The sequence below is a fragment of the Paraburkholderia sp. BR10872 genome (assembly GCF_040965835.1).
Lineage (GTDB): Bacteria > Pseudomonadota > Gammaproteobacteria > Burkholderiales > Burkholderiaceae > Paraburkholderia > Paraburkholderia nodosa_A.
In genome coordinates this window covers 22,753-47,143 of record NZ_JBFRCN010000056.1, presented here as the reverse complement: position 1 = coordinate 47,143, position 24,391 = coordinate 22,753, and the positions used below count along the sequence as shown (strand labels likewise).

The 24,391-nt window shown below is 62.7% G+C and carries 17 protein-coding genes and 1 pseudogene; 13 read left to right on the top strand and 5 right to left on the bottom strand.

Annotated features, from left to right (window positions below):
* Positions 1–57: 57 nt before the first annotated feature.
* Positions 58–1,719 carry a gamma-glutamyltransferase gene (gene ggt, locus AB4Y43_RS32510; protein ID WP_368729662.1) on the top strand — a complete coding sequence of 554 codons (1,662 nt, stop codon included), beginning with the start codon at positions 58–60 and terminating at the stop codon, positions 1,717–1,719.
* 59 nt (positions 1,720–1,778) lie between these two features.
* Positions 1,779–3,587 (top strand): SLC13 family permease, encoded by a 1,809-nt coding sequence (locus AB4Y43_RS32505; protein ID WP_342948144.1) that lies wholly within the window; start codon positions 1,779–1,781, stop codon positions 3,585–3,587.
* A gap of 19 nt (positions 3,588–3,606) precedes the next feature.
* Here AB4Y43_RS32505 and AB4Y43_RS32500 read toward each other — a convergent pair whose 3' ends face one another.
* Both AB4Y43_RS32500 and AB4Y43_RS32495 read right to left on the bottom strand, forming a co-directional pair.
* Positions 3,607–4,254: a transcriptional regulator gene (locus tag AB4Y43_RS32500; RefSeq protein ID WP_368729661.1), complete on the bottom strand. Its 648-nt coding sequence runs from the start codon at positions 4,252–4,254 to the stop codon at positions 3,607–3,609.
* A gap of 104 nt (positions 4,255–4,358) precedes the next feature.
* Positions 4,359–5,336 carry an ornithine cyclodeaminase family protein gene (locus AB4Y43_RS32495; RefSeq protein WP_368729660.1) on the bottom strand — a complete coding sequence of 326 codons (978 nt, stop codon included), beginning with the start codon at positions 5,334–5,336 and terminating at the stop codon, positions 4,359–4,361.
* 159 nt (positions 5,337–5,495) lie between these two features.
* Between AB4Y43_RS32495 and AB4Y43_RS32490 the strand changes: the two genes are divergently transcribed.
* The 4 genes from AB4Y43_RS32490 to AB4Y43_RS32475 all read left to right on the top strand — a co-directional run bounded on the left by AB4Y43_RS32490 (position 5,496) and on the right by AB4Y43_RS32475 (position 11,778).
* Positions 5,496–6,293 carry an ABC transporter substrate-binding protein gene (locus AB4Y43_RS32490; protein WP_368729659.1) on the top strand — a complete coding sequence of 266 codons (798 nt, stop codon included), beginning with the start codon at positions 5,496–5,498 and terminating at the stop codon, positions 6,291–6,293.
* A gap of 31 nt (positions 6,294–6,324) precedes the next feature.
* Positions 6,325–7,569: an NAD(P)/FAD-dependent oxidoreductase gene (locus AB4Y43_RS32485; protein WP_368729658.1), complete on the top strand. Its 1,245-nt coding sequence runs from the start codon at positions 6,325–6,327 to the stop codon at positions 7,567–7,569.
* A 542-nt stretch (positions 7,570–8,111) separates the two neighbouring features.
* The gene (locus AB4Y43_RS32480) at positions 8,112–9,149 is read left to right on the top strand and encodes a 3-oxoacyl-[acyl-carrier-protein] synthase III C-terminal domain-containing protein (RefSeq protein ID WP_069262111.1); all 1,038 of its coding nucleotides are present in this window, start codon (positions 8,112–8,114) and stop codon (positions 9,147–9,149) included.
* A 37-nt stretch (positions 9,150–9,186) separates the two neighbouring features.
* A complete protein-coding gene (locus AB4Y43_RS32475) occupies positions 9,187–11,778 on the top strand; it encodes a hybrid sensor histidine kinase/response regulator (RefSeq protein ID WP_368729657.1) in 2,592 nt (863 codons plus the stop codon).
* Positions 11,779–11,852: 74 nt separating this feature from the next.
* On the opposite strand, the pseudogene AB4Y43_RS32470 reads toward AB4Y43_RS32475, so the two are convergent.
* Both AB4Y43_RS32470 and AB4Y43_RS32465 read right to left on the bottom strand, forming a co-directional pair.
* Positions 11,853–12,239, bottom strand: a pseudogene (locus AB4Y43_RS32470) (response regulator); the annotation flags it as partial.
* Between the two features lie 4 nt (positions 12,240–12,243).
* Positions 12,244–14,130 (bottom strand): putative bifunctional diguanylate cyclase/phosphodiesterase, encoded by a 1,887-nt coding sequence (locus AB4Y43_RS32465; protein WP_368729656.1) that lies wholly within the window; start codon positions 14,128–14,130, stop codon positions 12,244–12,246.
* Between the two features lie 270 nt (positions 14,131–14,400).
* On the opposite strand from AB4Y43_RS32465, the gene AB4Y43_RS32460 reads away from it, so the two are divergent.
* The 4 genes from AB4Y43_RS32460 to AB4Y43_RS32445 all read left to right on the top strand — a co-directional run bounded on the left by AB4Y43_RS32460 (position 14,401) and on the right by AB4Y43_RS32445 (position 17,856).
* Complete coding sequence (locus AB4Y43_RS32460; RefSeq protein ID WP_368617528.1) at positions 14,401–14,760, top strand: DUF3564 family protein; 360 nt, start codon at positions 14,401–14,403, stop codon at positions 14,758–14,760.
* 568 nt (positions 14,761–15,328) lie between these two features.
* Positions 15,329–16,153, top strand: coding sequence for an IclR family transcriptional regulator (locus AB4Y43_RS32455; protein ID WP_083245058.1), 825 nt, complete (start codon positions 15,329–15,331; stop codon positions 16,151–16,153).
* A 56-nt stretch (positions 16,154–16,209) separates the two neighbouring features.
* On the top strand, positions 16,210–16,911 hold the full coding sequence (ehuD, locus tag AB4Y43_RS32450; protein WP_342948138.1) for an ectoine/hydroxyectoine ABC transporter permease subunit EhuD: 702 nt from the start codon (positions 16,210–16,212) through the stop codon (positions 16,909–16,911).
* An 84-nt stretch (positions 16,912–16,995) separates the two neighbouring features.
* Positions 16,996–17,856 (top strand): substrate-binding periplasmic protein, encoded by an 861-nt coding sequence (locus AB4Y43_RS32445; protein ID WP_368729655.1) that lies wholly within the window; start codon positions 16,996–16,998, stop codon positions 17,854–17,856.
* A gap of 30 nt (positions 17,857–17,886) precedes the next feature.
* Here the strand turns inward: AB4Y43_RS32445 and AB4Y43_RS32440 are convergent, their stop codons facing one another.
* Positions 17,887–19,326 carry a GGDEF domain-containing protein gene (locus tag AB4Y43_RS32440; RefSeq protein WP_368729654.1) on the bottom strand — a complete coding sequence of 480 codons (1,440 nt, stop codon included), beginning with the start codon at positions 19,324–19,326 and terminating at the stop codon, positions 17,887–17,889.
* Between the two features lie 32 nt (positions 19,327–19,358).
* On the opposite strand from AB4Y43_RS32440, the gene AB4Y43_RS32435 reads away from it, so the two are divergent.
* The 3 genes from AB4Y43_RS32435 to AB4Y43_RS32425 all read left to right on the top strand — a co-directional run bounded on the left by AB4Y43_RS32435 (position 19,359) and on the right by AB4Y43_RS32425 (position 24,310).
* Positions 19,359–22,256, top strand: a complete 2,898-nt coding sequence (locus AB4Y43_RS32435) for an EAL domain-containing protein (RefSeq protein ID WP_368729653.1) — start codon at positions 19,359–19,361, stop codon at positions 22,254–22,256.
* 98 nt (positions 22,257–22,354) lie between these two features.
* Positions 22,355–23,047, top strand: a complete 693-nt coding sequence (locus AB4Y43_RS32430; protein ID WP_368617532.1) for a DUF1223 domain-containing protein — start codon at positions 22,355–22,357, stop codon at positions 23,045–23,047.
* Positions 23,048–23,197: 150 nt separating this feature from the next.
* Entirely contained in the window at positions 23,198–24,310 is a 1,113-nt protein-coding gene (locus tag AB4Y43_RS32425; protein ID WP_342948133.1) for a beta-propeller fold lactonase family protein, read from the top strand.
* Positions 24,311–24,391 lie beyond the last annotated feature (81 nt).

Below are 24,391 nucleotides of genomic sequence, written 5' to 3'. Positions count from 1 at the left end.
TTTCGGGCGTTGGAGCGTGTCGCTTTGCCGGATCAACATCACGGGAGCGCATTCATCATGAGTCATCCAAACGGCCCTCGCACCGGTCGGCCGCCCACCCGCGCACCGCAAGGGATGGTGTCGACTCCTCACTATCTCGCCAGCCAGGCTGGCCTTACCATGCTGCAACGCGGCGGCACGGCAGTCGATGCCGCGATTGCCGCGAACGCTGTCCTGTGCGTCGCGTACCCGCACATGGCGGGACTGGGCGGCGACGGATTCTGGCTGATCGCCGACGGCAAGAGCGAGCAGGTGTACGCCATCAATGCGAGCGGACCCGCTGCGCAGCAAGCCACACTGGCCCGCTATCGAGGCAGCGCCGGCGCCGACGAAATCGCGGCGCGGGGGCCACAGGCCGTGCTCACCGTGCCGGGCGCGATTGACGGCTGGCGTCTTGCCCACGAGCGCTTCGGGCGGTTGACATGGGCGGACCTGTTTGGACCGGCGATCGGCTACGCTCGCGACGGCGTGCCGGTGAGCCGCTCGCTCGCGGACTGGACGGCGCAGGACGTGCCGATCCTCACGAAATATCCCGAAACCGCGGCGGTGTTCCTGCCGGGCGGCCGCGTGCCGGCGGACGGCGAACGGCTCGTGCAAAGTGCACTCGCACGCTCGCTGCAGCATCTCGCCGATCACGGCGCGCGGGCGGGATTTTACGAAGGCGATCTTGCTGCACAGATCTGCGGCGCGATCGGTCAGGCGGGCTCGCCGCTGCAGGCGGACGACTTCGCCGCGTATCACGCGCAGTGGGTGACGCCGATCAGCACGACGTACCGGGGCAATACGGTGTATGAGCTGCCCCCGAACACCCAAGGCTTCACGCCGCTGCAAATCCTGAATCTGATCGAAGGCTACGACGTCACCGCGTGGGGCGACGGCACGGCAGACTACTATCACCACCTCGCCGAAGCGGTGAAGATCGCGTTTGCCGACCGCGAGGAGTGGCTGACCGACCCGGATTTCGTCGCGATACCGGTGGACGAACTCATCTCCAAGGCGTATTGCGACGAGCGCCGCAAACTGCTGGACCCCGAACGCGCGCTCGACATCGCAACCGTGCCCGCGGGCATTGCGTATCAGCATCCGCACGAGCGCCGCGCGCCGGACGGCGACACCTGCTACTTCTGCGCCTCGGACAAGGACGGGATGGTCGTGTCGCTGATCCAGTCGATTTATCACGACTTCGGCAGCGCGGTGATGGGTGGCGACACCGGCATCATCATGCAGAATCGCGGCGCGTTCTTCTCGCTGGACGAGCATCATCCGAACAGTCTGCAGCCGGGCAAGCGAACCTTCCATACGTTGATCCCGGCGCTGATGTCACGCGACGGCAAGCCTTGCCTCGCGTTCGGTTCGATGGGCGGGGAAGGGCAGCCGCAGACGCAGGCGGCGCTCGTCACGCGGATCGTGGACTTCGGCTACGACGTGCAGCAGGCCATCGAAGCGCCGCGCTGGCTGATGGGCCGCACCTGGGGCACCAAATCGCGCAACATGTCGCTCGAGGGACGCATCTCCGACGAAGTCGTGCGCGAACTGAAACGCCGGGGTCAGCCCGTGCAGATGGTCACGCACTGGAACGACAACATGGGACATGCGCACGCGATCCGGGTCGATCGCGAACAGGGCTTTTATGAAGGCGGCGCCGATCCGCGCGGAGACGGCGCGGCGCTGGGCTACTAGCTTTCGCGGCTGCTGACGGCGGACTAGTGCACTGTGAAGTCGCACGAAGGGTCGAACACATGAACCCGATGATCGTTACCTCGCTCATCCTCGCTGTAACGATGGTGCTGTTCATCTGGAACAAGCTGCCGGCGGCGGTGGTCGCCGTCATGTCGCTGCTCGCGCTCTACCTTACCGGCGTGCTGACGATGCACGAGGCGTTGGGCGGATTCGGCGATCCGCTCATCGTCTTCATCGCCGCGCTGCTCGGCGTCGGGATCGGCCTCGAGACGACCGGCGTGGGCACGTGGGCGGGCCAGTGGCTCATTCGTCATGCCGGCCAGAGCCAGAAACGGCTCATCGCTTCGCTGCTGATCCTGTCCGCGATCTCGACGGCATTGATCGGCATGAACGGCGCCGTTGTCGCGATGTTGCCGATCGCGGTCATCGTCTGCGTACGCACCCGGCTCGAGCCTTCCCAACTGATGATGCCGGTGTCGATTGCGTGCCTGACCGGCGCCAAGCTCACACTGCTAGGCAGTCCTGTGAATGTCATCGCGGCGAGCGCGGCCGATGCGGCAGGCGGCGCGCCGATCCGCTTCTTCGAATGGTCGATTGTCGGCCTGCCGCTTTTCGCGGGCAGCCTCGTCATCATTCTGGTGCTGGGGCCGCTCTTGCTGCCCAAACGCAGTTCGGGATCGCTGCCGGCCGATTTCAGCCAGCATGCGCATACGCTCGTCGAACAGTACCGCATGGCCGAGGACGTGTGCCGGCTGCGCGTACGTGCCGGGTCGCCGTTTATCGGCAAGACGGTGGCCGACATCGATCTGTCGCAATACCCGGGCCTCAGCGTCCTCGGGCTCATGGACGAAGAGGATGCGGAGCTGGGCGGGCAAGCTGCGCTCGAGGGACAGCACCTGCTCGTGCGCGGCGACGCGCAGGTTGTCGCCCGGCTGGCAAACGACCTGCACCTCGCCATTCGCGAGCCGTACCGGGAATCGCAGGCAGTGACCAACGCGTTGTTCAACCGTACGTCAGGCCTTGCCGAAGTGGTGATCCCGCAGCGCTCCGCGTTGATCGGTCAAGCCGTGTTTCCGGGTATGGCGACGCACGAAGGAGACCTGATCGTGCTTGCCGTCCAGCGCAGTGGGGAAGACGTGCCGGGACCCTCCACGCATCTGCTCGCCGGCGACCATCTGCTGTTCCGGGGCACATGGGAGGCGCTGGACAAGCACTTCTCCGACCCGCAGATCCTGATGGTCGATGCGCCGCAGGCCGTCCGGCGCCAGACTGTCGCGCTCAGTCGCGGCGCTCGCGAGGCGCTCGTCATTCTCGCCGTGCTGGTCGTGCTGCTTGCGACCAATGTCGTGCCGGCCGCCGTGGCCACGCTGATCTGCGTGACGGCGATGGTGCTGACACGCGTGATCAAGCTGAGCCAGCTGTATTCCATCGACTGGAACACCTGCGTGCTGGTCGGCGCGCTGATCCCGCTCGCCACTGCGATGTCGAAGACCGGGCTCGCGTATCTGCTTGGCGACTATGTGATCCAGATCGTCGGCTCCGGCGGCCCGCGCGCCGTGATGGCGGGGCTGTTCGTCGTTGCCGCCGTGCTGACCCAGGTCATCTCCAACAACTCTTCCGCGCTCGTGACCGTGCCGATTGCGGTTGCCACAGCGCGGGAACTCGGGGTGTCCGCGACGCCGTTCCTGATCGCGGTCGCGCTGGGCGCGGGCGCAGCCCACCTCACGCCAATGAGCACGCCGGTGAACATCGTCACGTACGGGCCGGGTGCCTACGCGTTCGGCGACTACTGGAAGATCGGTGCGCTGATCGTGTTGTGGTCGATGGCGGTGGTTGTGTTCATTGCGCCGTTGTACTGGCGCTTCTAGTCAGGCATGGGTTGGGGCGCTATTCGGCGTCCGCCTTCATTTCGCGCAGATGCTTGTAGACCGTCGCGCGCCCCATGCCCAGCACCTTCGCCACATAGTTGGCGGAACTCTTGCCCTTGAACGCGCCTTCGGCGTGCAGCGCCTCGACCAGTTCGCGGCGGTGTTCGCGCGTGAGCGAGTTGAGCGCGATCTGCCGCTCGCGCAGCCAGCCGTGCAGAAAGGTGTTGATGCGCTCCTGCCAGTCGTCCCTGAACAACTCCTCGGGCTGTGCGATTACGCCTGCGCCGCGCAGGAAGAGGTTGAGCGTGGCCTGCATGTCGTCGAACGCGGCGATGTTGAAGTTGATGCACATGACACCCGCCGCGTGCCCTTCATCGTCGAACAGCGCCGTGCTCACGCAACGCATGCGCCGCCCGTCCCAGTTCACCTTCTCGTAGGGCCCGAGCAGCTTGTTGCGCGTGGTTTCCTCGACGTCTTCGAGCGCGGAGTCGTCGCCGACCTCGCGCTTCGAGAGATTGTTCGAGAGATACGCCACGGTCTGGTCCGAGAGGTCGTGAATCACGACCTCCGCGAACGGAAAGAACAGCGTGGTGATGCTGTCCGCCACGTGCGCGTAGCGCGAAAGCAGCAGGTCGCGCGCGGTCTTCGGGCTGGCGGTCTTCTTCACGCGGGTTTTCTCGTCTTCTCGTTTCGGCATCGGTGTGGAACCGGGTTGCGGCAGAAAGGACATCGATGATACTGCGTTCGCTCGACGCCGCGCATCAACGGGCATCAGCGTGCGCTTTGCAGATGCTCGTACAGCGCGTTCGCGACGGCCATGTCTTCGAGGCCAAGGCCGATCGAGCGGAAGAACGCGTGGCGCGCGTACGCCGGTCGCGGGCAGGTGTCGTTGACGAGTTCCGCGAGATCGCCCGCGATCGCATCGGGCGACCAGCCGTGCTCGCGCGCGGCCAGCACCATTTCGCCCGCGCTTTGCGGCGTGGTGTGGCGATAGTCGCAGTACACGTCGAGCGAGGGCAGCGCGGCCGGATCGATTTCATGTGCGTGTGCGACGTTCGTGCTGATCGAGGTGATGAGCGCGGGTTTCGTGAGCGTGTCCAGCGCTAGCACGGGCTTGCCGGACGAGGTGCACAGCATCACTACGTCGGCGTCGTGCACGCAGGCATCGGGCGTTTGCGCCACGCTTGCCCGTGCGTCCAGCGCACGCAGTTCGGCCTGGCGTTGTGCGTCGCCGGCGAGCTTCGGCGAAAACACGCGAATGCTCTCCCACGCGCGAAGCGGCGCAACGTGACGAAGATGCGCCAGCGCGACCGCGCCCGAGCCGATCACGGCCAGGCGTTTCGCCTCGCGCGGCGCAAGCTGATCGACGGCGAGCGCCGTGGTGCCCGCGGTGCGCTCGGTAGTGAGCAGCGCCGAGTCGCACCACATGAGCGGCTGGCCCGTTTTCATCGACATCAGCGCGGTCCATGCGGTGATGATGGGCGGCTGGCCCTCGGCGCCCACGATGTACGGCGAGAGCTTCGCGCCGAACACGCCCGCTTCGGCGAGCACGCCGAGATAGGTGATGAAGTCGCCGGCCTGCTTCGGGAACAGCGTCAGGGTTTGCGGCGGCTGCACGGCATCGCCGCGGCCGAGCGAGGCGAACAGGCGGGCGAGTTCGCCTCGCACGTCGAGGCTCGGCAGGGCGGCGCGCACCTGGGCGGCGTCGACGACGAGCGGCGCGGCGAAGGCTGGGGACATCTCGTTCATGTTGGGACTCCGGAGTCGCGGTGTAGACATTTTTGTCCATTCTAGACTTTATTTTTATTTTTCGTCTATATTCCTCCTGCGGCCGCGGCCCTCGTGAAAGGGCGCCGCACGAAGCGCAGCACACTTGAACAGACACTTATTACGAATTGGGTGACGACGATGAACAGGAAGATGATTCGCTTTGCGGCTGCGGCCAGCCTTGCGTGCCTCGCGGGCATGACGGCGGGCGCGGCGCACGCGCAGGACCCGAAAACGCTGCGCTTCGGCGTGGAGGCCGCCTATCCGCCGTTCGAGAGCAAGACGCCTTCGGGCGATCTGCAAGGCTTCGACATCGATATCGGCAACGCGGTGTGCCAGAAACTGCAGATGAAGTGCGTATGGGTGGAGAACAGCTTCGACGGCCTGATCGCCGCGCTCGAGGCGCGCAAGTTCGACATCATCAATTCGGCCATGAACATCACCGATAAGCGGCGTCAGCAGATCGCCTTCACGCCCGCCATCTACGTGATGCCGATCCAGATGGTCGCAAAGAGCGGCTCGGGCCTGCAGCCCACGCCCGCGAGCCTGAAGGGCAAGTCGGTTGGCGTGCTGCAAGGCTCGACGCAGGAAGACTATGTCCGCAAGCACTGGGGCACGCAGGGCGTGAACGTCGTCACCTACGAGAACCAGGACCAGATTTTCGCGGACCTCGCGGCCGGGCGCCTGGACGGCGCGGTGCAGGAAGTGCAGACCGCCACGGACGGCTTCCTCTCGAAACCGCAGGGCAAGGGCTTCGAATTTGCGGGCGCGCCGCTCAAGGACCCGGCCACGCTCGGCGAAGGCACGGGCTTCGGCATGCGCAAGGACGACGCGGCGCTCAAGGCGAAGGTGGTGGCCGCGATCGATTCGCTGCGCCAGGACGGTACGCTCACGAAGCTGTCGATGAAGTATTTCGGCCGCGATATCGTCGCGAAGTGATGTCGATCACTTTGGAATCCAGAGCCGATTCATGAGCCAGAGCGCAATCGTTCTCGGTGCGGGCATCGTCGGCGTGAGCGTCGCGCTGCATCTGCAGGCGCGCGGCGTGCAGGTCACGCTCGTCGACCGGCGCGGGCCCGGCGAGGAAACGAGCCATGGCAACGCGGGGTTGATCGAGTCGTCGTCGGTGGTGCCGTATGGCTTTCCACGCGACTGGCGCACGCTGCTGCGCCTCGTGCGCAACGACTCGACCGTGCTGCGCTACGACGTGCGTTCGTTGCCCGCCTGCGCGCGCTGGCTCGCGTCGTTCTGGCGCGAGTCGTCGCCGGCGCGGCTCGCGCATGCTGCGCGGGACATGCTGCCGCTCATCGAGCGCAGCGTGGCCGAGCACGACGCGCTGATCGCGCGCGCGGGCTTGCGCGATATCGTGCGGCCCGTCGGCTGGCTCGAAGCGTGGCGCTCGCCCGCCGGCTTCGAGCGCGAAATGCGCGCGGCGCAGGGCGTGGCCGACGCACACGGCCTGCATGTGCAAATGTTCGACGCGCCGGGCCTCATCGCACTGGAACCTTCTCTGAGCGCGGGCTATGCGGGCGCGATTCACTGGATCGATCCCGCGAGCGTGGCGGATCCTGGCGCGCTGACGAAGGGTTATGCGCAACTGTTCCTGCGTGAAGGCGGTGCATTTGCACAGGGCGACGCGCGCACGCTGATGCCCGACGGCAAGGGCTGGCGAGTGCAGACCGACGCAGGACCGGTGAGCGCCGAGCTTGCGGTCGTGGCGCTCGGCCCCTGGTCGGATCTCGTGACGCAGCCGCTCGGCTACCGCGTGCCGCTCATGGTCAAGCGCGGCTATCACATGCACTACGCGAGCGAGGCGCGTACGCCGCTCGTGCGTCCGGTGGTGGATATCGAAGGCGGTTATGTGGTCGCGCCGATGCGTCGCGGCCTGCGTCTGACCACGGGCGTAGAGCTTGCCACGCGCGAGCGTCCGCCCAACTACGCGCAGCTCGACGCCGCCGAGCGCGAGGCGCGCCCCGTGTTCGGCCTCGGCGCGCGGCTGGACGAAACGCCGTGGATGGGCCTGCGCCCCTGCACGCCCGACATGCGCCCGCTGCTTGGGCCTGCCCCGCGCCATGCGGGACTGTGGTTCGCATTCGGTCACAATCATCATGGGCTTACGCTCGGGCCCGTCACGGCGCGCCTCGTCGCCGAGCAGATCGTCGGCGAAACGCCGTTCATCGATCCCACGCCGTATTTGCCCGCGCGATTCGGCTAAAGCGCGCGTTGGACCGATAGCCACCCGGACCGCGGCGACCAGATAGTCGCCGCGCTCGATCGCCTCCAGTTACACGAGTGGAATGTCAATGTCGGTCTGTCACTCGTCCTGCGGCGTTTCCGGAAACTCACTCAAATTTTGAAAGACAGCGGGTGGGCGCGCAGTTCTTGTCCGCTTGCAGGATCTCGACTCTCAAGTTTCACTCACTGTTGCCGATAATCCGTCCGGGGTGACTCCCGCAAAGTAAGCATCGAACATGATCTGCGAAGCCTGAGCCATGGCCGAATGGCGCCGGCAGTTGGAAGATGAATTGAAAGGATTGGAGAGCGGCGGGCACGCTCCTGAACGTATGGGTACAAGCCCCAGGCAATCGAGGCCCGGCCGCTGAAAGTCAACGCGTAGGGAAGGGGGGGAATTCGTGATAAACGGTGGGGGCGCTAACGTACGGGGGCCGTCCGGCCGGATATCTGGTGTCCAGGTATCCGCGTGCCACACGCGCGAGACCTTTACCCATCCATCTTTTCGCGATTCACGGATTCTCTATGCTTATCAAGAACGTCGCAGTCAGTCTCCCTTCGAGGGTCGTCACGAACGAAGAAGTCGTCGATATGATCCGGTCCCACTCTACCGCTTTCGATGGCGACATCGACAGGACCGTGCGAACCATCAAGACGCTGCTTGACCGCAGCGGCCTGGTCCATCGTCGCTGGTGCGACAGCCATGAGTCGCCCATCGATCACGTTGCGATGGCGACGCGCAAGGTGTTATCGGAAACCTATCTGAGGCCGGAGCACATCGAGCTGTTCATCTTCGTCGGCATCGGTCGCGGGTTTCTCGAGCCGGGCAACAGCCACATGATGGCGAGCACGCTCGGCTTTGGAAACGCCGAATGCTTCGATGTGGTCGATGCCTGCATGAGCTGGACGCGGGCCATGTCGATCGTCGACAGTCTCTTCAAGACTGGCCAGTATAAGAACGCGATGATCGTGAATGCCGAATTCAATATGCTCGCTGGGGGGCCGCTCTATCCTTCGAATTTTGCGCTCAAGCATCACGCCCAGGTCGAATATACCTTGCCGTCGTTTACGATAGGCGAAGCGGCGACGGCCACGCTGGTGGTGGCGAAGGAGCCGGATAACTTCAGCTTTGCGTTTCGCGGCAAGCCGGATGTTTCGGACCTGTGCACGATTCCGATTCCTGGTTACGAGGGGTATTGCCACCCCACCGACCGTATCGGCAAGAACGGCGAAATGCGGTTTACCTCGTTCGGCCACGAACTGCACAAAAATTCAGATGAGCTTACCGAAGTCTTCTCCAGACTCTCTGTTCCCAAAAAAGACATCGACATCGTGTTTACGCATGCCTCCTCCAAGGCCGCGTGGCACGGCTACGGCGTGAAGGCAGGCATCGACGATAAGATGTATCACATCTATCCGGATACCGGGAATCTCGTTTCCGCGTCGATTCCGGCTGCGATTTCAATGGCCAAGGAGACGGGGAAGCTGAAGCGCGGAGACAGGGCGTTGTGCTGGGTCGGCAGCGCCGGCATGTCGTTCAACGTGAGCAGCTTCCTGTTCTGAGGCTCGGTATCAGTCTAACGAGAACGATATGAAAGGCATGGCAGGAGGCGTTCGCTATCTGATGCAGCGGGTCCGCGACGCGTATGGATTGTCGGACCTTAGCGTGCTGGCGGTGGGCGTCATCGGGACCATCGGGCATCCGCTGTACTGGTTGTGGTGGACGTACATCGACCCCCAGCCCAATGAAAGCACGCTGATGCGCGTTATCGGCGCGCTCGCCTGTCTGCTGTTGCTGCTGCGCCGCTTCTGGCCCGCAGCAGCAGTGCCTTTCCTGCCGTGGTATTACTTCCTGACGGTAGCTTATACGCTACCGTTCTTTTTCACCTACTACCTGATCACCGGCCACTATTCGATGATCTGGTCGATGGCGGAAGTCGGGATGATGTTTTTCCTGATCGCGATTTTTCCGTCGTTCGTCGCGCTGGCGCTGAACCTCGCGCTCGGGGTTGGCCTCGCCATCCTCTGCGCGTGGATCGTCACTCCGGAGTCCCTGCACGTCGACGGCCATTTGCTGCTCTACACCTACCTGCCGGTTTTCGCGTTCGGCATCTGCGCGGGCCTGACGTTCAGCTACAGCAACATGCGGGGGATCACGGCGCAGGCCAAGAACGGCGCACTTCGGGCGCTTGCGGGCACGATCGCCCATGAAATGAGGAATCCGCTCAGCCAGCTCAGGTACGTGCTCGATCGCGTCGAGGAGGCGCTGCCCGCGATGGCCGAGTCGAAGCCCTCGCCGGCGTTGCCCGTCGACGCAGTGGCTTCGCTTTCGCAGCACGTCGCGCACGGACAGCTGGCGATCGACCGCGGGCTCAGAATCATTGCGATGACGCTCGATGAAGTCAGCGCCAAGCCCATGCAGTCGGACAATCTCAACTATGCGAGCGCGGCGGAGGCGACACGCAAGGCGATCGACGAGTACGGTTTTGGCGGCAGAAAAGAGCGCAGCCGCGTCAAACTGATGGTCCTCGAAGACTTCACCTTCAAGGTGGACGAGACCGTCTATCTGTTTACCTTGTTCAATCTGATCAAGAATGCGCTGCATCACATGGCGGCGCATCCCACGGCAACGCTCACGCTGACTGTCGACCGGAACAAGGTGATCGTTCACGACACGGGACCGGGCATTGCAGCCGAGATGATGTCCCATCTGTTCGAGCCTTTCCGCACCCAGGGAAACTCTGCCGGCACGGGTTTGGGACTTGCTTACTGCCAGCGTGCGATGCGCTCGTTCGGCGGCATGATCGAGTGCCGTTCGGAACCCGGCAAATTCACCCAGTTTACGCTCGAGTTTCCGGCTATACCGGAGAGCGAAATCGCGGCTTACCGGCAGACGCTTCTCGCGCGCGCCACGGCGTTCTTCAGCGGGAAGACGATACTGTTTGTCGATGATGACGCGGTGATACGCGAGAAAGTCTGCCATGCGTTTTCAGGGGTGGGCGCCCGGGTGGTCGAAGCGCAGAGCGGTGAAGGCGCGCTGACGCTCCTTCGAGAGCGTTCCGCCTACGATCTCGTGCTGATGGACATCAATATGCCGGGTCTCGACGGCTACACGACCACGGAGAAGATCCGTTCCGATGCCGACCTGGCTGGCGGCGGCCTTCTTGTGGTCGGTTATACGGCCGAAGCTCACAACCTGGCTCGCGTGCTCGCGAAGGGCGCCGGCATGGACGCAACGATCAGCAAGTCCATACGCATGGTGGAGCTGGTGAGTACGCTGCAAAAGCTCATGGAAAGCGGCGACCGCCATTTGCGCCACCCGTGCTTCGATGGATTCGCGGGCAAGACGATTCTCGTCGCGGACGACGACACCTACAGCCGGATGGTCGCGAAGAGCTATCTGGAGCGATGTGGCGCCAGCGTCGTGGAGGCGGAAAACGGACAGGGCGTGATCGCGCGTCTGCAGGGCGGTGACAATGTCGACGCCATCGTGATGGACATGAACATGCCCGGCATGAATGGCGTGGAGGCGGCGGGGTGGATTCGCGCCCGCGTGGACGAGTATGGCGAGATGCCTATCGTGGCCCTGACCGGCCAGTCCGATATGGCGGCAGTCAGGACCTGTCTCGCAGCGGGCATGAATGAGGTCATGACGAAACCGGTGCAGGTCGGGGTGCTCTATGCGTGTCTCGCGCGACAGTTTGCACACTCGCGCGTGGCGAGCGCCCCGGAGAAACGCGAGCGGCCGGCGGTGCCGGTCATGCAGGTTGCCAATCGAGCTGCAACTCGGGCCGCAACTCGGGCAGCGATCGCGGAAAGCGACCTGCTCGATGAGGCGCATCTCGACGAACTGGCTTCGCTCGACATGCTGGATCAGACCTTCCTCAAGGGCATTGCGCAAATCCGCTCGCTTCTCGCGCAGCTTGCAACTAGCGTGGAGGCCGGTGACATCCGGGCGGTGCACGCGACGCTGCACGTTCTGTTAGGTATCAGCGGGAATATCGGCGCGAAAGCGCTGCACCTGTATGCGAAGCAGATCTATCCGCGGGTCCTCGATGGCCAATGGCCGGACGAGACCGACTGGTTCGAACAGACCACCGCGCTGGGAAACCGCTCGGCCGACGCGCTGCATCGATATTTTGTGGCTGCGATCAGCCCGGCCGATCAGCCGGGTGTATCGAGCGAGGACTGAGGTTCTAGCGGCCGGTGCGCGTCAGTGGCTTTCGCGCGTTCCTTGCGGGTGCCGAAACGCATGGTGACGGTCGTGGTTTGCGCGATCAGTGCGATCGTCGCCAAAGACGTGTTCAACTCGTGCGCGAGGAACGCGAGCGTTTCATCCATCGCCAGCAATTCATGCTGACGCGTTTCACGCTCGGTCCACTGCGCAATCGCCTCGCGCAGCGTCTCGCGTACCGTGTCGATCCGCAGCGGCTTTTCGATGATGCGAAATACGCCTCCCGTATTCACGGTCCGCAACAGCATGTCCTTGTCGGCGTAAGCGGTCACCAGCATCCGCACGATCCGGGGATAGCGTTGGGCGGCTTCGCGCAGCAGTTGATCGCCGTTGCTGACCGGCATGCGGAAGTCGGTCACCAGGACTGCGATGTCCGCGCCGTGCTCCTCGAGTATCTCGATGGCTTCGTCCGCGTCGCGTCGCTCAGACGATGACGTTTTCGCCGAGCGTGGCAAGCGATGGCCGCGGTAGCGGGCTGCCGTCGGCGAGTACACGCGTGATGCTTTCTGCATCGAGCGGCCTGCTGAAGCGGAATCCCTGCGCCTCCATGCAACCGAGCGCGAGCAGAAACTCCTGTTGCGCGAGCGTCTCCACACCTTCTGCGATGACGGATAAACCGAGCGCTTGCGCAAGCGTAACCATCGCCTTCACGATCGCACCCGTGTCCGTTTCCCCGATGCCTTGCACGAACGCACGGTCGATCTTGATGCGATCGACCGGCAGCGCGCGCAACTGACTCAGGCTCGAGTAGCCCATGCCGAAATCGTCGATGGCAATACGGATACCCGCGCGGCGAAATTCGTGAAGGCGGCGCGCGGCGATCTCCGGTTGCTTCATCAATGCAGTCTCGGTGACCTCGAGCTCGAGCATCGTCGGATCGACGCCTGTCTCCTGCAGAATGGTTTGAAAAGTCTCGACCATATCCGTGCGTTGCAACTGAAGCGGCGACAGATTGACCGACAGGCGCACGGGCGCAATCCCCATGTGCCTCCAAAGCGCCGACTGCCGACAGGCCTCATGCAGCACCCACTCGCCGAGTATCGCGACAAATCCCGATGCTTCCGCCATCGAGACGAATTCGGCCGGGGCGACGTCGCCGTATATCTCATCGTGCCAACGTACCAAAGCTTCGACGCCGAGCACGCGGCCGTTGCGCATGTCGACCTGTGGCTGGTAGTACACGCGCAGCGTTCCTGTTTCGATCGCCTTTCTGAGACGTGCCGAAAGGATGAGCTTTGCGTCGGCGTTCTCGCCCATTTCAGGCCGATAGCGATCCCAGCAATTGCGGCCATGACTCTTGGCCGCGTACATCGCCATGTCCGCGCACGAGATCAGCGTTTCCACATTGTCTCCGTCCGCGGGAAACACGCTGATGCCGACGCTGGCGCTCACCACGAGCTCGTTCCCGCCGACGAGCATTGGTTTCGCAATTGCCGCGAGTACGGCATCGGGAAGATCGAAGCGCGCGTCGTCCCGCCCGCGCGGCGCAACGATCATGAACTCGTCGCCGCCGTAACGACCAAGCATGTCGCCCGGTTGGGCGCAGGCCCGCAGACGACCGGCGACTTCGACGAGCAGCTGATCGCCGACGCTGTGCCCGAGCGCATCATTGACGGTCTTGAACGTGTCCAGGTCGAGGAAAACAACGTATACGGATTCGCCGTGGCGGGCGGGGTCAGTCAGGACTGCCTGCAATCGTGCGCTGAGCGCCGAACGATTCGCGAGCCGGGTCAGGCTGTCACACTCGCTGAGTTCGCGCAAACGGCGCGAACGATCGAGAAGCCTGGTCGACACGTCATGGGTCGTTTTGGCGAACAGGAGTGGATAGATGAAGATGATGGGCAGCCACACCGGCGCGATCCGTACGTCCAGCGGCGTGGTGGCGATACCGAAGATTGCGGCCCCGGCGATCAGGCCCGCCGCACTCGCACCCACACCGGCCACGAAGAGCGGCCAACCACCCACGGCCATGGTGTCGAGCGCAAACATCAGCAGGATGACGACGGTTGCAACCGGTTCGAAATGAACCGCCGCGGCCAGCCAGCCGCCGAACGCCGAATCGAACAGCAGGTTCCATTTCTCTTTGCGGAGTGCGTCGTCAGTGTTGTTGCGTACCCGCGAATAAGCGACATGCGGCCAGACGAGACAGATGACAAGGACGCCAACGAAGAGCAGCGCCGGCGCACGTTGCACGTGCAGCAACGCCAGGACGGGTATGGAGCCGATCGCGTAGCCGAGGACCCTGAGAACATAAATGCGGCGCAAAATGCCGGCGGTCCAGAACTTGTCGCCCCTGGCGGACGTAAGCACGTCGTCTCCCCGATTCAAATCATATGATTTCGTGAGCATAGACCAGATCGGACTCCGGGATGCGGAGAACTGATTCCGACCCCTGGGCGAACCGCAGCTACGCCGACGTCTTCGGGTCCCAGCCTGGCCTTCGCGTTATGTGCGTATCCGCACCACGGAGTTTTCCCAATATATGGAAAATCCGCTTGCGTTCCATCGCGGAACTCCTAGACTGACAACTTGCGATTCGAGCCGCGATCCCACTCACTAGCCGCACTGCACGGAGTGTCCATGCGACTGACCATCCTGATCAATGGTTCTGACCCGGCAGTCAATCACGAATTCGCCCTTGTGTGGATCGATCTCGACCAGAAACGCTGGTCGCGCGAGTCACATGAAGGCGTCGACCTGCCTTCGTGGGGCGACGTCCGCGCCGGCGGCGACGAGACGGTCTTATGCGCTCCGCAAACCGATGCACCCCTTTGCATCATGCGCGGTCTGAGCCTGAACGAACGGCAGGAAGTTCACTCGGGCCATGGCGATGCGAGCTGGCCGGACAACAGCGCGTGCAGAGAAACAGCTTGGCAGTGGCGCTTGCAGGCTGTTGACCGTAAATCGGTGCGCGCCGCGAATTCGCTTTTTGCCTGCTAGTCGTTGGCAAGACGGCTCTGTGAGCCATCGCCGATGCCGTGTGCCATTACTCCTTCAATGTCGCGAGTAGCCGGTCGATTTCGTCGAACTGGCTTTTCGACAATTGATGGCTTTGCATGATTTCCTGCAAGCGCTTTCGCCAATAAGCCGGCGGCAAACGCGACTCGTTCAGGTCCTCTGCAGACAATCGCTGAATCACGGATTTGATGTGGAGGATATCGCTGTGAGCGGCTTGCGACGACCAGGTACCCGACTTTCTCGGTTGGCCGCCACCGTCCAAACCCCTTTCTGACACTGTTCCCATCTTTATTTGCCGTCGGAATATGGCGCCGCGCATACATGCCCCGAGCGCGTCACCGGCCCTACGGCCTCCTGTTGTCATTTACCTGGGTGAGGCACGCCACGAATCAGGCGTCCTGTATGCCGAATAGATATTTTGTTCGGCCAGGCCGAACGTCGTTCGGCGCATTATTTATGGTAGTTTCCACCTTGATGACTGTCAATATTGGCAGCGCTAAGCTGGCTGAAACGCTCGACCGCCCGCTAGCGGATAAAAGACGAAATACAAATGACACAAACGGACCAAACCATTGGCGAGCGCAACGCGCTTCGCAGCGTCAGCCGGGCGCTCGATGTCCTGGAGACACTGGGGGCCAGCGATAACGAGGGGCTTACCGTTGCCGAAATTGCGATGGCAATCGGCGTGTCGAAGAGCACGGCGTTCGAGTTATTGCAGACCTTGCTCGCCCGTCATTACGTCACCGATGTACGCCTTGGCGGCTCACGGCGCTATCGGCTCGGCTTTGCGCTCGTGCACCTCGGCGACCGGGCGGCGGCAGACGTCGGCATCTCCCAGCTTGCGATGCCGGTTCTGCGCGAGCTGACCGACACGACCGGTCTCACGTCGCGGCTCGCGGTGCTCGACGACAACGGCTATGCCGTCGCAATCAACCGGGTGGAGGCGCCCGGCATCGTGCGGATCGCGTCCGCGCTCGGACAACGCGAACTCCCGCATTGCTCGGCGCTCGGCAAATCCCTGCTTGCGTTATTGCCGCCGGCGCGCGTTGTCAAGCTGCTCGCGCATACCGGCATGCCCCGCCGCACCGAGTACACCCGCCTGACACCCGCTGAACTGATGAAGGATCTGATTCTCGTCGCCGAGCGCGGCTACGCATTCGATGACGAAGAAGACAATCTGGGCGTGGTTTGCGTCGGCGCGGCAATCACGAACCGGGACGGCGAAGGCGTGGCTGCGATCAGCGTGACGACGCTCAAGAACGGGCTGGATGACGACGACCTGCACGCGCTGGGGCGCACGCTGCGCGCTCATGCCGAGCGCATCAGCCGGATGCTCGGCGCGCAGATTGTCCCGCAACGCGGCGCGGCGAGCTAGCGCGCATCTATCTCCCTGGCGGATCACCGGTGCCCCCGCGACGGGGCGAGGACCTCATGCTGACCACCTTTTTCGATCTGTTCGATCTGCACGACGCGAACAGCTATCTGCCCGATCTGCTCAAAGGGGCGCTCACGAGCATCGAGCTGACCTTCAGCATCCTGGCGCTCAGCCTGCCGTTCGGCCTGCTGCTCGCCATCGCCAGAATCAGCCGCGCGCGGCTGCCGAGAGCCATTGCGTCGGTCTATATCGAGGTCATTCGCGGCACGCCCGCGCTGCTGCAACTGTTCTACATCTACTTCGTGCTGCCTTCGTTCGGGATTCGCTTCGCTCCGTTCACGGCGGGTGTCATCGGGCTGTCGATCAACTACTCAGCGTATCTCGCCGAGGTGTATCGCGCGGGCATCGAAGCCGTGCCGAAGAGCCAGACGCAAGCCGCGAAGGCGCTCGGCATGTCCGGCCGCCAGACGATGCGCCTGATCGTGCTTCCCCAGGCCATCCGTATCGTCGTGCCGCCGCTCGGCAACTATGCGATTTCGCTCTTCAAGGACACCTCGCTCGTGTCGATCGTGACGGTCAAGGAGCTGATGTTCACCGGCCAGATCATCTCGTCGACGAACTTCCAGTACGTCACGATATTCACGCTGGTCGGCGCGCTTTACCTGGCGTTTTCCTGGCCGAGTGCCCTGGCCGTGCATTGGCTCGAGCGCAAGATGGGCACCACGCGGCCGGCGAACGCCGCAGTGCGTGCGCGATGACCGGCGCCCTCGAGCGAGAGGCAGCAACGCGATTGACGCGATCGATTCGCCACATGTGGATAACTAACTCATTCGGGGTGCTTCATGCGCAAGGCTACGCAGGTTTTTGCATCGATATTGATAGGCGTTGCAACGTCGCTGTCCAACGCCCATGCGACTGATAGCGGCGCAATCAGCGATGTGCGCTTCGAAGGCGGAGACGGCTCGTATGCGCGCGCAATCAGGAACGGCATCACGCTCGTGATCGCCGCCGACCCGCCGTCGACCTTCCGCGACGAGAAAACACACACGTTCGACGGCGCGGACGTGCGCATCTTCCGCGAAATCACGAAGCGGCTCAAGATCACGAAGGTCACGTGGGATATCGTGCCGTTCGACGCGATGATTCCGGCACTGCTCGCCGGCCGCGCCGACGTCATCGTCGACAACCTGCACGAGAACGAGCAGCGGCTGCGCGTCGTCGCATTCACGAGCCCGGCATACTGGTACGGATCGGGCATCGCGGTGCAGCGTGGCAATCCGTCGAAGATTCATGGCTGGGACGACTTTGCAAGCCATACCGTCGGCACGGTGCGCGGGAGCTTCAATCACCAGTTGCTCGAAGGGCGCAAGGACCTCAAGGAGCTCAAGCTCTACACGAGCAGCGAGGCGGAGTTCTCCGATCTGATCGCTGGGCGCATCGACGTTGCAATGGAAGACGACATCAAGATCGGGCAATTCCTGAAGCAGCATCCAGCTGGCGCAATGCAAATGGTGGCTGATTACAGGCCGCTGCCGCAGGAGTATGGATACGCGCGCTACGCGTTGCGCAAGGGCGACATCGATCTGAATAACGCGGTGTCGCGAACGCTCGACGAACTTCGCGCCGACGGAACGCTGGGATCGATCATCAGGCAGTTCGGCTATACCGACCGCAATCTCTGGTATTTCCCGGTGAAGAACTGATTTCGTCGCGTACCACGCTGCCTGTCGGTTTCAGGCAGCAAATGCGCGGTCGCAGATCTCGACGCGGTTACGGCCGAGATGCTTGGCGTGATAGAGCGCCGTGTCGGCATCGCGCGCCAGCTGCTGGATCGTTGCTTCGGCAGCGGCGAGACAGGCCACGCCGATGCTGCATGTGTATCGAATGACGGGCGCGGTGAAGCCGGGCTCAGCGATTCGCGTGCGCACCACTTCGGCCAGTTCGTGAGCCTGTTGCAGGGAGAGTGCGGGCAGCAACACGGCGAACTCTTCGCCTCCCCAGCGCGCGAGACAGGCTGACGCCGGTATTGCCGCACTGGCGCGTTCCGCGAAGTCGATCAGGACGTTGTCTCCCATATCGTGCCCATGCTCGTCGTTGACCCGCTTGAAGTGGTCGAGGTCGATCAGGAGCATGGAGAGCACGGCCCCGTTGCGCTTCGCCAGTTCACGTTCCTCTTCGAATGCGAGCGCGAGCGCGCGGCGGTTCAGCAAACCTGTCAGCGGATCGCGGTAAGACTGCCGCTCGAGCTGGATACGTAAGCGCTCCATGGCAATCAGCAGAAGACCCACTGTCACGAGCAGGGAAAACGCGGCGCCCGCGGTGAGATAGAACGTCTGCATCCATTCAGGATGGAAGAGATCGGGTAGGCCCTTCGTAGCAAGACCGATGGAGATGCAGCGTGCGGCTGCGACTGCGCATTCGGCAAGAAGCAGTGCGCCAACGGCAAGCGCCGTGCGGCTGGGGCGGCCAAGGCGCAGCATCACCACGCCGTGCGTGCCGTAGAGCACCGCGAGCACCCCGGTGATCACGATCATGCGGCCCGCAATCGATGGATGGACCAACCACAGCCAGGTCATACCGGCCGCGGCAACGGAAACGAGCAACGAGACGAAGCGCCAGCTGGGCTGGCACCCATAGAGGAGCTGGGTGCCAACGAGTCCCAGCCCCGCGCCAAAAACGATTCCGCAGTTCGCAACCAGAATCGAAAGCCAGTCCGGCACGCTGCCACGAAACGCGAGGAGGAGTACCGATACGCTGACCACCAGCGCACCCGATGCCCAATGACGGACGCCGCGTATGTTCTGAGGAAAGCTTCGGGCCAGCGAGAACAGCGCGATTGCCATGAGTCCCGGCATGACCGAAGACATCAGGATGACCGTGCGCAGATCGAAGAGCGGCATGCGGGTTCGGCGAGAGTAGGCACTGCGCCTATATAACATATCGATGTCGTCGAGCGCGATGCCAGAGTGAGGCGTGATCGATAACACACGCAAGCGTTGCATAAATTCGCGGACAATGCCCGTCATGCGCGTGCCGGAAATTCCTCGGCTCCCATTTTTACGCCCTTCAGAATTTCCGTATCCTGCCGTTACCGCATGGATGGCATGCCGTGTTGCGCGATGTTGAAGTTGCCGGTTCCGGGAACGCGTGCGTAGATGGCGTTGTACGAGCACACATTCTCTTTGACAGCATGAGAAACCCTGGAATGGACGCAGAAAGCGAGTACGGCGAGCCGCTCAGCAACCTGCCTATGCCGGTCATCCGTTACGACGCGCAGGGCCAACGGCGCGACATGAATGGCGCAGCCGTGGCGATGATGGGGGCTGCATCCGAAGGCGCCTGCGCGACGAATGCCGAAGCCCGGATGTTTTCGTCCGAGGCATTGCAGCAGTACCTCGATACCATTCGCGAAGTCGCAATCACCGGCGTTGCGCGCGAACTGGAACTCCCATTCGCCGGCCTGCCGCAGACGCATGGCGAGCATTACCTCGTGCAGTTCGTGAGCCATCCGACACCGGACTCGGCTCCTGCGGTACTCGCGATCTATTTCAACATCACGGCGCGCAAACGTGCGGAGGCAAAGCTCCGTGAACGCGAGTCGTTTCTCGAATCGTTGCTCGATACGATGCCCATTCCTGTCTTTTCGAAAGACAGGGAAGGGCGGTACCTTCATCTCAATCGGGCGTTCGAAGAATTTCTTGGCGTCCCCAAGGAACGATTCATCGGCAAGACCGTCTTTGAGACGAGTCCGCACGAGCTGGCGCAAACCTATTTCGCCATGGACGAGGAGCTGTTCGCGAAAGGCGGCATCCAGCGCTACGAATTCAAGGTCCAGAACGCCACGAAAGCGGTGCGCGATGTGGAATTCAGCAAGGCGGTCTTCCACGACGATGAGGGCCACCAGGCCGGCTTGATCGGTGCGATTCTGGACATCACCGAACGCAAGCGGGCGGAGTCCGAGCAGCGGGCTCAATACGAGAAGATCCTTCAACTCAACGGCCGCCTCGAAGACAAGGCGCGTGAACTGTCCGACGCGCGCGCCCAGTTGATGACCGTGCTCCATACCATTCCGGATCTGGTGTGGCTGAAGGATACCGCCGGCAACTTTCTGCTTTGCAATTACAGCTTCGAGCAGTTTGTCGGCCGGCCGAAAGCTGAAATTCTCGGCAAAACCGATTACGACATTTTCGATGCCGAGCTGGCGGACTACTTCCGGGAACGCGACAAGGCAGCAATCGATGCGCTGCATGTTTGCGTGAACGACGATTGGGTGGTCGCACCGTCGACCCGCGAACGGACCTTGCTCGAAACTCGGCGTCTGCCGGTGTTCGGTGCAGGGGGGACGGTGGCGGGTGTCCTCGGCGTGGCACGCGACATGAGTGAGCGGCGCCGTTTCGAAGAAAAGCTGGCCCGCCGGGAACGCGAGTTTCGAACCCTCGTTGAAAACTCGCCCGATACGGTCGCCCGTTACGGACGGGATTGCCGGCGCCTCTACGTCAATCCAACGTTCGCAGCGCTCGCCACTGGAGGAGCGCAAGCGCTGCTGGGCAGGACACCGGCTGAATACCCAGGCGGGCCAGGGTCCGTCCTCTATGAGCAGCAGCTCAGGGAAGTATTCGCCACGGCAAGCGACAGGGAATTCGAATTGGTCTGGGGGCCTGACGAAAACAAAGAACTGTGCCAGCTGATCCGCTTGACAGCGGAACTGGGTGCGGACGGCAAGGTGGAAACCGTCCTTGCCGTAGGGCGGGATATCTCGGAACTGCACGCTTCCAGAGGAAAGATCCATCGGATGGCGTATTTCGATGCGCTAACGGCGCTGCCGAATCGCGTCCTGTTCAACGAGCAATTGCGTCAGGCAATCTCGAACAGCACGCACGGCCACTATACGGCCGTCATGATGATCGACATGGACCGCTTCAAGGGTGTCAACGACACGATGGGTCATGCGGTCGGTGACGAGTTGCTGCGTGAGGCCGCGCGTCGGCTGGTTGCCTGCGTGCGTGTGGGGGACACGGTGGCCCGCTTTGGTGGTGACGAGTTCGCCGTTCTGCTGCCGGAGACTGCCGATCGCTGCATCCTCGAGGAAATTTCCGCGAGGATCATCCGGCGGCTCGACGAACCTTTCCTGCTCGACGGCAGAGAAGTCTTCATATCGTGCAGCGTCGGGATCGCGCTGCATCCGCTCGACAGCACCGACGCGAAAGATTTGTTGAGATACGCAGACTCCGCGATGTACCTTGCGAAGCGCTCAGGGCGCCGCGGCTTTCGCTTTTACACAAAGGACCTGACCGTCGAGGCCACGGCACGTCTTTCGCTCGAATCAGAGCTGCGGCGCGCAGTCGATCTGGGCGAGTTCGAGTTGTATTACCAGCCCCAGGTGACGCTTCGCGGTGCGCAAGTCATCGGCTCGGAAGCGCTGTTGAGATGGAATCGGCCCGGAGAAGGCTTCATTCGCCCGGATCAGTTCGTGCCGCTTGCGGAGGAAACCGGTCTTATCGTCGATCTTGGGCGGTGGGTGCTTCGCGAGGCTTGTTGCTCGGCCGTCGAATGGAATACCGGGCGTGGCGCGCGCCACAGGGTGTCGATCAATCTTTTCGCGCGACAGTTTCAGTCGCGCGACCTCGCACTGACGGTCAAGGATGTCCTCGATGAAACCGGTTGTCGACCGGAATGGCTGGAGTTCGAGATTACGGAAAGTCTGCTGCTGGAAGAGGACGACTCGGTTCTGAACGCGCTTCTCGAATTTGAAAGCATGGGTCTATCGATCGCGATCGATGATTTTGGCACCGGCTATTCCGCACTCAGCTATTTGACCCGATTCCCGATTGATACGCTCAAGATCGATCGTACGTTCGTGCAGCGAGTCACGACGGATCGGCGCCATGCCGAACTCGTGAAAGCGATCCTTTCCATCGCACGTTGCCTCGGGCAGCGGGTCGTTGCAGAAGGCGTCGAAACCATAGAGCAGGCCGCCTTTCTCGATGCCCATGGATGCGAGATTGCGCAGGGCTTTCTCTACAGCGTGCCGCTGCCAAAGCCTGCCATTGCATCGCTTCCGCGCCATCTCGATCCAGGCGCTGCGTACACGGACAATCCGTAAGGGCGTGCGAGGCCCGACGAAATAAATTCCTTCCAGCTGTAACCGGGAAGCGCAACCGAGCGAACTAAGAGGCAGTCCTGTCGTTCTGGAGACAGATCATGTCCGTTCGGCTCGTTGCTATTGCGTTCTTTTTTCTCGTCGCGCCCGTCGTGGCGTCAGCCAGGCCGGTCGTGGTCGAGCTGTTCACCTCGGAAGGGTGCTCCTCGTGTCCTCCCGCGGATGCCTACCTGTCTGAGCTATCTCGCGAGCGCCGGGAGGTGCTTCCCCTCGCATTTCATGTGACGTACTGGGACGGCCTGGGCTGGCGCGACCCCTACTCGCTGGAAGCCGCCACGCAGCGCCAGGCCGAGTACAGCGCGCGTTTTGGTGAGAGCGCCTACACGCCCGAAATGGTGATCGACGGCCAGAAGGGACTGGTGGGTTCGAATCGACGTGCAGCCGAGGCGGCGATCGCGATCGCGCAGAAAGCGGATGAAGCAGGGGTGGATGTGAGTGGTGTGCGCCACGGCGGGACGTTATCAGTCATGGTGGGACGCGGCACCGGCCACGGTCGGGTCTTGCTGGTTGGCTATGACACCGGGCATGTCACCGACGTCGGGCGAGGCGAAAACACGGGGCGTACGCTCAGGGAGTCCAACGTCGTTCGCTCGATACAGGCCGTCGGCGAATGGACCGGCGCGCCGTTGAAACTCGAGCCTCCTTCGCCGGCCGGTGAACAGGCGGCAATCCTGATCCAGTCGACGGATGGTGCGATCATCGGCGCGGCGCGAGTGACCAACGGCGCGCCTTGAGCCGCCGGGGATGGTGCTAACAGGTCTTTCCATCGCCATTACTAAGGTGTGCTTTGTATATCGTCGAACGACGCTATGAGAGCAGAAGGAGTGCGCAGTGCAGTGGCAGTTCCCCTAACGAAGTCGTGTCTACCAGGCAAGGAGTTCGTCATGTCATTTGTCACGTTCGCTTCATCGTTTCCTTTGCGGACCATCGCGTTCGCCGCAGCGCTGGGATTCGCTTCAAGCAGCTTTGCGCAAGCCGCTTCAGAGGTCGATCCGCCCGGGGCCGTCTACGTCATGTCGAACCAGCCTTCCGGAAACTCGGTTCTCGTCTATGCTCGAGCCACAAACGGAACACTGACCTACGCGGCTACCTACCAAACCGGCGGAAAAGGAGCGGGCACGGGCGCCGATCCGTTGGGCTCGCAGGGCGCGCTGACGTTGGACTCGGGCTTTCTGCTGGCGGTGAATGCCGGCAGCAATGATGTTTCGCTTTTCGCAATCGATGGCAGCAAACTGACGCTGCTCGACAGAAAGCCGTCGGGCGGTCAGATGCCCGTCAGCGTGACGGTCAAGGGGCCGATCGCGTATGTGCTCAACGCCGGCGGCACGCCGAACATTAGCGGCTATTTTGTCGACGCACTCGGCAAGCGCCTCGTTGCGTTACCCGGCTCGCAGCGGCCGCTGGCCGGCGGAACCGCCGCCCAGCCGGCGCAAGTCAGGTTCGCACCGGAAGGCAACGAATTGCTGGTGACCGAAAAGGGCACGCAACTCATTGACACGTATTCTGTCGGCTTTACCGGCTACGCCTCGACATCGACCCCTCATGCCTCGAACGGCGTTACGCCGTTCGGCTTTTCCATCACGACACGCGGATATGCAATCGTCTCCGAGGCCGGGTCCGGTTCCGTTTCCTCATACGAAGTCGAAGACGGCAAACATCTCGAGTCGATCAGCGCGGCGATCCCGCTGGGCCAGGCCGCTCCTTGCTGGCTTGTCACGACCGGCGACGGACGTTTCGCCTTTACTGCCAATGCCGGTAGCGGCACGATCAGCAGTCTGCGCATTGCCGCGGACGGGAAGATCAACCTGCTCAATGCCGCTGCTGGTACGCTCAGCGCTCCGCTCGACATGGCGCTCAGCAGTCGGAGCAAATTCCTCTATGTGCGGGAAGGCAACGGCGCCGTAAGCGGCTTTCGCGTGATGCCCGACGGCACGCTCGAACCGATCGGTTCGGTGACCGGCGTACCGCCCGGAGCCCAGGGGATCGCGGCGCGCTAGGGGTGCGCGAGTCACGTCTGATCAAAGAGACGTTATAGAGGAGGTTTTCGAAATCCTCGCAATCGCTTGATTCTCTATGCA

Coding starts and splice junctions, on each gene's coding strand:
- AB4Y43_RS32490 (WP_368729659.1), top strand. CDS start 5,496: ATGAACAGGAAGATGATTCGCTTTGCGGCTGCGGCCAGCCTTGCGTGC.
- AB4Y43_RS32445 (WP_368729655.1), top strand. CDS start 16,996: ATGCGCAAGGCTACGCAGGTTTTTGCATCGATATTGATAGGCGTTGCA.
- AB4Y43_RS32495 (WP_368729660.1), bottom strand. CDS start 5,336: ATGAACGAGATGTCCCCAGCCTTCGCCGCGCCGCTCGTCGTCGACGCC.
- AB4Y43_RS32455 (WP_083245058.1), top strand. CDS start 15,329: ATGACACAAACGGACCAAACCATTGGCGAGCGCAACGCGCTTCGCAGC.
- AB4Y43_RS32460 (WP_368617528.1), top strand. CDS start 14,401: ATGCGACTGACCATCCTGATCAATGGTTCTGACCCGGCAGTCAATCAC.
- ggt (WP_368729662.1), top strand. CDS start 58: ATGAGTCATCCAAACGGCCCTCGCACCGGTCGGCCGCCCACCCGCGCA.
- ehuD (WP_342948138.1), top strand. CDS start 16,210: ATGCTGACCACCTTTTTCGATCTGTTCGATCTGCACGACGCGAACAGC.
- AB4Y43_RS32425 (WP_342948133.1), top strand. CDS start 23,198: ATGTCATTTGTCACGTTCGCTTCATCGTTTCCTTTGCGGACCATCGCG.
- AB4Y43_RS32505 (WP_342948144.1), top strand. CDS start 1,779: ATGAACCCGATGATCGTTACCTCGCTCATCCTCGCTGTAACGATGGTG.
- AB4Y43_RS32475 (WP_368729657.1), top strand. CDS start 9,187: ATGGCAGGAGGCGTTCGCTATCTGATGCAGCGGGTCCGCGACGCGTAT.
- AB4Y43_RS32485 (WP_368729658.1), top strand. CDS start 6,325: ATGAGCCAGAGCGCAATCGTTCTCGGTGCGGGCATCGTCGGCGTGAGC.
- AB4Y43_RS32480 (WP_069262111.1), top strand. CDS start 8,112: ATGCTTATCAAGAACGTCGCAGTCAGTCTCCCTTCGAGGGTCGTCACG.
- AB4Y43_RS32435 (WP_368729653.1), top strand. CDS start 19,359: ATGGACGCAGAAAGCGAGTACGGCGAGCCGCTCAGCAACCTGCCTATG.
- AB4Y43_RS32430 (WP_368617532.1), top strand. CDS start 22,355: ATGTCCGTTCGGCTCGTTGCTATTGCGTTCTTTTTTCTCGTCGCGCCC.